The sequence below is a fragment of the Nocardia sp. NPDC006982 genome (assembly GCF_042869435.1).
Taxonomy (GTDB): Bacteria; Actinomycetota; Actinomycetes; order Mycobacteriales; family Mycobacteriaceae; genus Nocardia.
In genome coordinates this window covers 1-2303 of the sequence record NZ_JBIAFV010000071.1, presented here as the reverse complement: position 1 = coordinate 2303, position 2303 = coordinate 1, and the positions used below count along the sequence as shown (strand labels likewise).

At 63.7% G+C, this 2303-nt stretch carries 1 protein-coding gene and 2 pseudogenes; 2 read left to right on the top strand and 1 reads right to left on the bottom strand.

The features are described 5' to 3' along the window. Positions 1-112 precede the first annotated feature (112 nt). Positions 113-1298: pseudogene (locus ACFYOW_RS49455) on the bottom strand (IS30 family transposase). 92 nt (positions 1299-1390) lie between these two features. On the opposite strand from ACFYOW_RS49455, the pseudogene ACFYOW_RS49450 reads away from it, so the two are divergent. Both ACFYOW_RS49450 and ACFYOW_RS49445 read left to right on the top strand, forming a co-directional pair. Next, positions 1391-1555, top strand: a pseudogene (locus tag ACFYOW_RS49450) (helix-turn-helix domain-containing protein); the annotation flags it as partial. Further along, positions 1556-2170 (top strand): hypothetical protein, encoded by a 615-nt coding sequence (locus tag ACFYOW_RS49445; protein WP_387299123.1) that lies wholly within the window; start codon positions 1556-1558, stop codon positions 2168-2170. The last annotated feature ends 133 nt before the right edge of the window (positions 2171-2303 follow it).

The following is a 2303-nucleotide window of genomic DNA, read 5'->3' as shown; positions in this document are numbered from 1 at the left end:
CACCGCCGCCCTCAACGCCCGCGCCCGCCCCTGGATCTGGGGCCGACCCACCCCGAAACCAAGGACCCTACGCCGCCGTTTTATCTACCACCTTTAAGGAACACAGCACTAGTCAACGTCGCAACACAGACTGACTCTCGAAGGCTAACAGAGCGGTGAAAAGCTCTGCCGGGCAATGGTCTTGGAGGACGCGGCGGGGGCGGTTGTTGAGTTCGTCCTCGACGGCCAGCAGATGCTCGGGTGAGTGGATATTGAGGTTGGTCCCCTTCGGAAAGTAGTCGCGCAGCAACCCGTTCGCGTTCTCGTTCGAACCGCGCTGCCATGGGGAGTGGGAGTCGCGGAAGTAGATCGGTGCGCCCAGCGAGCGCGCGATCATGATGTGGCGGGCCATCTCGGTCCCTTGGTCCCAGGTGATTGATCGCAGCAACGCCGGCGGCAGATCACGCATCCTCGTGGTCAGCGCCGTGTGCAGAGATTCGCTGTCGCGGGAGGGAAGATGCAGTAACCGGACCATGCGGGTCTGGCGCTCGACGAGCGTGCCGATCGCCGACCGCTGATCCTTGCCGACGATGAGATCTCCTTCCCAGTGCCCTGCTTGTGAGCGATCCTCGGGCCGAAAGGGGCGATCGCGAACGGTGAGCATGGGGCGTTCGAATCGTGGGCGACGTCGTTCGGCCCGCTGGTGAGCGCGCCGATGATCGCGTCCGGTGCGCAGTGGCGAGCGACGGTGTGGCGCCAGCCGCGAGGGCCGCAACAGGAGGCAATCCGGGCTGGTAGACGGCCTGATAGATGGTCTCGTGGCACAACCACATCCGGGGATCATCAGGGAACCGTTTCCGCAGATGCCGGCTGATTTGCTGCGGGCTCCATCGCTGCGCCAGTAACTCCGCGACCAGACGTCGCAGTTCGGGGTGGGTTTCGAGGCGTCGGCGATGCCGTCGAGCGCGCCGGGCGGTGGCGCGTCGGTGCGCTTCGAACGGGCGATATCCCTTGCTCTTGAACGTATTTCGGCGTAGTTCTCGTGAGATCGTCGACGGTGATCGGCCCATATGGGTCGCGATCGCGCGGATGCTCATGCCTGCCTGGCGGAGATCTGCGATCTCGATCCTCTCGTCTTGGGACAGGAACCGAGCGTCGATCTGACGCGCCGCCAACCGATCGAAGGCAGGCACGAACCCGACGACCTCGCCGTTGCGGTAGGTCTTGTAGCCACGCGACCAGTTGGCGCCGGCGGTTCGTGACGCTCCGACTTCGCGAGCTGCGCGGAGAATGCTCCAGCCGCGAGCCCGAAGTTCCATGAACCGTTGACGTTTGGCCGACTGCGGACGACGCCCCGGCCCCTTCTTCACGCGACGCGACGACGACAACACAACCTCCAGAACCTACGGGAGTGTTGCGATCACCGGTAGAAACCGCCCGGGTCAATGCTGACCCCCCTGTGAACGATCATGAGGTGCTGAACGTGGAGGACTGGGCGGAGATCCGACGGTTGCATCGCGCTGAGGGGATGGCGATTCGCGCGATCGCTCGTCGGATGAAGGTTTCGAAGAACACCGTGAAGAAGGCGCTCGGTTCCCATGAGCCGCCGCGCTATCAGCGCAAGCCGAAGGGGTCGGCGGTCGATGAGCTCGAGCCGCAGATTCGGGCGGTGCTCGCCGAGTTCCCGGATATGCCGACGACGGTGATCATGGAACGTGTTGGCTGGCAACGCGGCAGGACGGTGTTCTTCGAGCGAGTGCAGCAGCTGCGGCCGTTGTTCAAGCCGGTGGACCCGGCCTCGCGCACTGAGTATCGGCCCGGCGAGCTTGCTCAGTGCGATTTGTGGTTTCCACCGGTGGATGTTCCTTTGGGGTTCGGTCATGTCGGTCGTCCGCCGGTGTTGGTGATGGTGAGCGGCTATTCGCGGATTATGGCGGCGACGATGGTTCCGACCCGGCAAAGCCCTGATCTGCTGGCCGGGCATTGGGCGTTGATCTCGGGCTGGGGGCGTGTTCCGCGAGCTCTGGTCTGGGATAACGAGTCCGCGGTCGGGCAATGGCGCGGCGGCAAACTGCAGCTGACCGAGACGATGAACGCGTTCCGGGGAACGTTGGGCAGCAAGGTGATTCAGTGCCGACCAGGCGATCCGGAGGCCAAACCTGTGGTTGCATACCGCACCTCTTTCGTTTGATCCGGGTGTTGTTTGTGTTGGTGCTGGTCAGTGCGTTTTTAGCCTCGATCCATGGATGAGTTTCTGTGATGGTTTGCGTGCCTGCAGCACGCGGACCAACTCGGTTTCGGGTGTGGGGTAGCCGCTGGTCTGC